Annotated in this window: 4 protein-coding genes; 2 read left to right on the top strand and 2 right to left on the bottom strand. The window is 63.2% G+C overall.

The annotated features are described in order from the left end of the window. Nucleotides 1-553: 553 nt before the first annotated feature. Nucleotides 554-2,083 (bottom strand): hypothetical protein, encoded by a 1,530-nt coding sequence (locus tag EKD05_RS18020; protein ID WP_129675338.1) that lies wholly within the window; start codon nucleotides 2,081-2,083, stop codon nucleotides 554-556. 114 nt (nucleotides 2,084-2,197) lie between these two features. Next, nucleotides 2,198-3,109, bottom strand: coding sequence for an alpha/beta hydrolase (locus EKD05_RS18015; RefSeq protein WP_129675335.1), 912 nt, complete (start codon nucleotides 3,107-3,109; stop codon nucleotides 2,198-2,200). A 510-nt stretch (nucleotides 3,110-3,619) separates the two neighbouring features. On the opposite strand from EKD05_RS18015, the gene glp reads away from it, so the two are divergent. Together glp and EKD05_RS18005 are read left to right on the top strand one after the other, a co-directional pair. Then, nucleotides 3,620-4,849, top strand: a complete 1,230-nt coding sequence (gene glp, locus EKD05_RS18010) for a gephyrin-like molybdotransferase Glp (RefSeq protein ID WP_129675332.1) — start codon at nucleotides 3,620-3,622, stop codon at nucleotides 4,847-4,849. A 362-nt stretch (nucleotides 4,850-5,211) separates the two neighbouring features. Beyond that, nucleotides 5,212-7,140, top strand: coding sequence for a molybdopterin biosynthesis protein (locus EKD05_RS18005; RefSeq protein WP_129675329.1), 1,929 nt, complete (start codon nucleotides 5,212-5,214; stop codon nucleotides 7,138-7,140). Nucleotides 7,141-7,163 lie beyond the last annotated feature (23 nt).

Here is a 7,163-nt window from a genome sequence, read left to right as displayed (position 1 = left end):
GTCGTGTCAGGTAACACTCCATGTACACCCTTCCGTGAAGGTTGGCAAGTTTATACCCAAGCAGAAACGGCGGTCAGGCCGGAATAACGAAGCGCCTTGGTGACGGGGTGCGTCCTAATGCCACTGCGTAGTCCCTAATGTGTATCGGTCTCCAGGGCGATTGCCTCTTCCGTGTACGGGCCCGGCCCTCGGCCCTGTAGGGGCACCCCTTGCGGGTGCCCGTACACCGGATCCGGCCCCCGGCCCTGTACCCGCTAGGGCCCCCGCAAGGGGTGCCCGTACACTGGATCCGGCCCCCGGCCCTGTACCCGCTAGGGCCCCCGCAAGGGGTGCCCGTACACCGGGTCCGGCCCCCGGCCCTGTACCCGCTAGGGCCCCCGCAAGGGGTGCCCCTACACCGGATCCGGCCCCCGGCCCTGTAGGGGCACCCCTTGCGGGTGCCCCCGTTGGTGGCGGGTGCCCTCGTTGGTGGCGGGTGCCCCCGTTGGTGGCGGAGGCCCCCGGCCCTGTAGGGGCACCCCTTGCGGGTGCCCCTACAGGGCCGCAGGGTACACTACGTGCGCCCAAGTTTGCCGCGGATATAGCCAATCAGTGCCGCAAACGGCAGCACCGAGCGCGGCAAAAAGCCGATCCGCCAGAGGCCGCCGTGGTTGGCGCTGTCCATCAGCAGTTCGAGCGGATGCACCAGTGGCACCCCGGGATCGGCGACACAGTGACGGCAGCGCAGATCATGCACCCAGAGCGCCGCCATGATTGCTCGCGTCGTTTCGGGCGCGAAGATCTCGATGCCAAAACGATCGGCCCCGTTGTAGCCCGCCTTCAACGCCGGATTCTTGATTACCGACTGTGTCATCGTCGAAGGGGTGACATTGATCGCCACCCGTTGCCCTGCGGCCCGCGCCGTCACCGCCCGCCACTGCTGGAGCCGCTTGGCAAGGGCGTAGTTCGGGCCTTGCTCAACGACAATGCCGTCAACAATGCCATAGTGCCGCCCGTTGCCACCATCACGTAGCGTCGTGACATGCGGTTGCAAGAGGCGCCCGCCACTCAGGGTACGCCCGATCTGGGTGAAAAGCCGCCCCGGTAAGCCGCGACTGGCAAAGCGTTGCATCGCGATGCGGGCGGGCTCTTCGGGTACCGCAAAGACATCAGCCGGGGTTGCCATATACATCAAGGTTGTCGCGGGTTGCGCCGCACTCATCCGGGCGATGATCGCGTCCATCGCCAACGAGACCCGCAGGTGGCGTTCGCCATCCAGATAGGCAATCGCGGCAAGATCAAGCGGTTGCTCCAGTGTCCGCAACCAGGCAATCAACTCGGGCGTCTGGGTCAGCAAATTCGCCCCGGCCAGACCTGCCCAGTCCGCCGTCGGTGTGCCAGGGGCTACCGGCTGACTGACGGGCGCGATCAGGCGAGCGTTGCCCTCGCTCACCAGACGCACGAGCTTATCCCAGCGCGCCTGATCAGGCAAATCAACCGCAACAATTGTCGCTCGCCAGCGGGCCAACATCGCCAGCGGCCCCGCCTCCGAAGCAGCCCCAAGCAGCACCAGCGTCCGATCCGAGAGATCGAACCACTCGGGGTGCTCATTGACCCGGCGCAGCGCACGGGCATGACTCGGCTCGATAATGCCGGCTTCTTCCCAACGGGCCAGTTGGGCGAGCAACGCCGCGCCACGCAGCTGCTGACCACGATACGGCAACGACCAGGGCTCAACTTCAGGTGACCCCTGACCTTGCACCTCAACCGTCGCAAACGCATTGGGGCTCGGATCATCGAGTGCTTCAGCAAAAGGACGGGCTTGACCATTGCGCACAAACTCGATCTGTTGCCACGCAGCCGCCAACCCGGCCTCGGCAAGCGTCAGCGCCGCAGCCGGATGCGCAATCCCGGCCTCGGTGAGGGCGCGCATATGGTGCGGATACTGCTTCCGCCAGTTCGCCTCATTGCGCACCGCCTGGGCCGCAAGTGGCTCAACCGGCTCAAGAGCCGCACTACAGATCGCCTTATTCACCCTCGTCGTACTACGCTCCCCGTCGGCACCGGGCACAAACTGGATGCCCTCAAGATCTGATATTGTCATGGGTTTTCTCAACCTGGCAAAAAGAGACGATCAGGCAAGCCTGTAGGCTGAATTATACCAATTGCCGAAGGATTTAGGAGATAGAAAAGAGGAAATAGGCCGAGCGCATCCCAATTATGGGCGAGGCGACCGCGCTGGGACATGCTGGTCAAAAAAGTCAGCGACGCGGGCGAGATAGCGTTCGCCTTCCGTCGCAAAGTTCTGAGCGTGACCTGACCCGGGGATGAGCCAGAGTTCAGAGCCAGGCAAGGCCGCTGCCAGGCGTTCGGCATGATCAGGCATGATCAGCGTATCGTCGAGACCGTGAATAATCAGCACTGGCCGTGGCGCAAGGTGCGGCATCGCCTCCAGCGCTGCGTTGGCTTCAAGGTCAATGCCATACCGGACACGCGCCACAGACAGGGTCGTCGAGAGAAAAAACTCAGGAAGGCGCAAGTTTTGCGTCCACTGGCGTTGCACTACTTCTTGAATGACAGCCGGCGCGCCATCGACAACCAGTGCCGCAACCTCGGGGTCATCGGCGAGCGCACGGATCGACGCCGCGCCCCCCATCGAGACGCCAAAGACACCAAGCTGATGCGCAGCAAAGCCCTCGGTACGGAGCCAATCGAGCGCCCCGGCGACATCATCGTGCTCGACGGTACCAAAGCCAATCGGCGCCGCATCGCTCGCACCGTGCCCCCGCAGATCAATGGCAAGCACCGCAAAACCACGCCGGTGCAGCGCCGCCGCAAGTTCACCGAGGCCGCCGCCAAACTCGGACGAACGGCTACTCGTATGCCCATGCACCATCACCAGCGCCCGCGTACTGCCAGGGTTGGGCATATACCAACCCGCCAGTTCAAGCCCCGGTGTCCTTGAAGGAAAACGAACCTCACGAAAGTCAAGCCCAAACTTCGCCGGATTATTGTCCGGATCAAACGTACGCGGGGCCATCGTAAAAATCGCCGCCGCATACGCCGCCAACCCCAAATAGATGGCACCAGCTAACAGCAGGGCCAGGAGGAACCGTATTGCTCGTTGCATTAAATGTTGTATTGTCTATAAACGATGAACTGAAACACCCTAACCATGGTAACACAACCTCTCCGCCTCCGCGCCTCCGCGCCTCTGCGTTAAAAAAACTAGCTCTTTTAACGCAGAGACGCCGAGTCAGAGAGACGCAGAGGGGAAGCGTCCAGACTCTCTGCGTCTCCCCGTCTCCCCGTCTCTGCGTTAAAACCTCCCTGCCTCCCCGCCTCTGCGTTAAAACCCAGGGCTGATGCAAAGTCAGACCTCCAGGGTCACCGTCGCCGTAAACGGCTCGGCTCCTGCGTGCAAAGCCCGCCTGCGCGGGCTGGATGAGGCCGCGCAGGCGGCCTTCGCGACCCGTAGCCGAGGGCTTTAGCCCGACGGTGCTCCGGTCAGGTGGACTTTGCATCAGCCCTACGTTAAAACCTCCCCGCCTCTCACCCCCCCTGCTTTCAATGGTATAATAAACAACCAGCATCTTTCCCATAGTCCCCTTGAAGACCGGCCCCCGGGCCTGGAGTCGTTATGCCCGAGTTGTTTCAGGTTGTCACCGCAGATGAGGCCAATGCACGTTTGCAAGGCTTGCTGACGTTGCTCGGTCACGCTGAGCAACTGCCGTTAGCTGAAGCACTTGATCGTGTTCTGTTTCAGGATCTCCTTTCACCATGCGATCTTCCTGCGTTTCCCCGTTCGACGATGGATGGCTTCGCCGTACGCGCCGCCGATACCTTCGGGGCGAGCGAGGGTCTGCCCGCCTATCTGACGCTCTGTGGTGAAGTGACGATGGGCCGCCAAGCCGATCTGCGGGTCGGCTCTGGTCAGGCTGCGCGTGTCCATACCGGGGGGATGTTGCCGCCTGGGAGCGATGCGGTGGTGATGGTGGAACATACGCAAGCCGTTGATGCAACAATGATCGAGGTCGTCCGCCCGGTCGCCGTGGGCGAAAATATGCTCCCCGTCGGCGAGGATGTCCGGGCCGGGGCGTTGCTCTTTCCCCGGGGGCATCGCTTGCGCCCCCAGGATCTCGGTGGGCTTGCCGGGGTCGGTCTGACCTCCGTTGCGGTAGTCGCCCGGCCTCGGGTGGCGCTCCTCGCAACGGGCGATGAGGTGGTGGCTGCGGATACAACGCCTGGGCCAGGGCAGGTACGCGATATTAATAGTTATACGCTTGCCGCCCTGACCCGTCGCGTCGGCGGCGAGCCCGTGCTGTGGGGCATTGCCCCCGATGATAAGGCGACGCTGCACCGTATGGCCGTCGCCGCCCTGGAAACCGCCGATGTCCTGGTCGTCTCGGCGGGTAGCTCGGTGAGTACCCGCGATATGACCGCCGAGATCATTGCGAGTCTGGGGCAGCCGGGCATTCTGGTGCATGGCGTCGCGATCCAGCCCGGCAAGCCGACGATCCTCGCCATGGCCGATGGGCGTCCGGTCTTTGGGCTGCCCGGCAACCCGGTCTCGGCCATGGCTGCCTTTGAACTCTTTGTGGCCCCAACGCTCCGCCGCTTGCAAGGGTCCGGCGAGGCGCTCAGTGCCGTCACAACCGCACGCCTTGCCCGCAATATCGCCTCGAAGCCTGGACGCGAAGATCTGGTGCCAGTGCGTCTCGAACGACGCGCTGACCAACTCTGGGCCGATCCGGTCTTTGGCAAATCAAATCAGATCTATACCCTCGCCCGCGCCGATGGCATTGTGCGCGTTCCCCTTGACCACTCGGGGCTCTACGCTGATACCCTGGTCGAGGTGCGTTTGTTTTAGCCGCAATATCTTGCAAAGAAAGAGGTTGTTTTGCCGCCAAGGCGCAACGTTTTTCGCGTAGGTGAACAACCCTTCGCGCCTTCGCGTCTTCGCGTGAGCTTCTTTGAATTGGAACGGCAGGCGCGGCAACCTGCAATCTAAAAGCTGCGCAACGAAGGTGGTTGTTTTGCCGCCAAGGCGCAACGTTTTTCGCGTAGGTGAACAACCCTTCGCGCCTTCGCGCCTTCGCGTGAGCTTCTTTGAATTGGAACGGCAGGCGCGGCAACCTGCAATCTAAAATCTAAAATCTAAAATGGCATAAGATCGGTTTTTTGGCGCAACGCCACAACGTGTTGGGTCGGGTTTTGTTGGGAGCAATGACGATGGCACGGAGACGTTATTATCTTGAGGATGTTGCCCTTGATGAGGCGGTACGCCGTTTTGAGGCGGCGTTGGAACGGGTCGGTGGGCTGCGCTTGCCCCCAGCCGAAGTGGTGCCCCTGGCCGAGGCGCGTGGACGCTTGACTGCGGGGCCGGTCTGGGCGGCCCTCTCTTCGCCCCACTACCACGCCGCCGCGATGGATGGCATTGCGGTGCGGGCTGCCGACACCCTCGGGGCCACCGAATCGCAGCCGCTCCAATTGACGGTCGGGACACAGGCGATCTGGGTTGATACCGGTGACCCAATGCCGCCCGAGACGGATGCGGTCATTATGGCCGAGCATGTGCAGACGCTTGATGAGACAACGCTTGAGATTGCCGCCTCGGTGGCACCCTGGCAACACGTTCGTCCGCTTGGCGAAGATCTCGTGGCAACCGAACTTGTCTTGCCCGAGGGCCATCGGTTGCGCCCGGTTGATCTGGGCGCTCTGGCGGCGGCAGGCCACGCGACCGTCGTAGTGCGGCGGCGCCCTCGCGTGGCGATCATTGCCACGGGCACTGAACTGGTGACGGTTGAAGAGGCCGCGAGTCGCACGCTGGAACCCGGCGAGATTATCGAGTTCAATGCGCTGATGCTCGCCGGCATGGTCGAAGAGTGGGGGGGCGAAGCGATCCGCTTGCCCCTTGTCCCTGACCGCAAGGATCTGCTGCGTGCGACTGTCGCCGAAGCGCTTGACACGCATGATCTCGTGGTCGTCAATGCCGGTTCGTCGGCGGGTTCCGAAGATTATACCGCGACCGTTTTTGGCGAACTGGGCGAAGTAGCCGTTCACGGTGTCGCGATCCGTCCTGGTCACCCGGCGATCCTTGCGGTCGCCAATGGCAAACCGGCGCTTGGCTTGCCAGGGTACCCGGTTTCGGCTGCCGTGACCGCCGAATTGTTCCTGCGCCCGCTGGTCTACCGTCTTCAGGGCATGGTGCCACCAGAACGCCCCGTCGTCGAAGCAACGATGAGCCGCAAGTTGCTCTCGCCGCTTGGGGAAGACGAGTTTGTGCGGGTTGCGTTGGGCCGTGTTGATGACCGCCTGATTGCGACGCCACTCTCGCGTGGGGCGGGGCTCGTGATGTCGCTGGTACGCGCCGACGGCATGGCGCACATTCCGCGCTTTGCCGAAGGCGTTCACGCCGGGGCGCGGGTGAACGTGACCCTGCTGCGCGATGCCGCCGAGATCGAAGGCACGCTGGTTGCCATTGGCAGTCACGATCTGGCGCTCGATCTGCTGGGCAGCCATATGCGGCGACTTGCCCCGGGTACGCGCCTCAGTTCAGCCAACGTAGGCAGCCTCGGTGGTTTGCTTGCGCTCAAACGGCGCGACGCGCATCTCGCCGGCACGCACCTGCTTGACGAAGCAACCGGCAGCTACAACCGCCCCTTTATTGAGCGCCTCTTGCCCGACGAAGCGATTGTGCTTGTGCATCTTGCCTACCGCGAACAGGGCTTTCTGGTGCCACGCGGCAACCCACAGGGCTTGAGCGAATTGCGCGATCTGGTGCGCCCCGACGTGCGTTTTGCCAACCGCCAGAAAGGCTCGGGCACCCGCGTCCTGCTCGATTATCACCTAAACCAGGCTGGCCTCAGCAGCGACCAGATCATCGGCTACGAGCGCGAAGAATTCACGCATATGGCGGTGGCCGCCGCCGTGATGAGCGGCTCGGCCCAGGTCGGCCTGGGCATCCTCGCCGCAGCGCGTGCGCTAGGCCTCGACTTTGTGCCGCTCTTCAGCGAGCGCTACGACCTCGCCATCCCGCGACGCCACTGGGAGAGCGAGCTCTGCGAGCCACTGCGGCGCACCCTGGCGGATCCGGCGTACCAAGCCGCCGTGGCGGCGCTCGGCGGCTACGACGTGAGTCGCATGGGGGAAGAGACGTAGGCCAAAGTCCCGCCCGCTATGAG

This window comes from Candidatus Chloroploca sp. Khr17, from assembly GCF_004138165.1.
Lineage (GTDB): Bacteria > Chloroflexota > Chloroflexia > Chloroflexales > Chloroflexaceae > Chloroploca.
The sequence above is the reverse complement of the archived record's forward strand: the minus strand, read 5'-3'. Positions and strand labels throughout refer to the sequence as shown.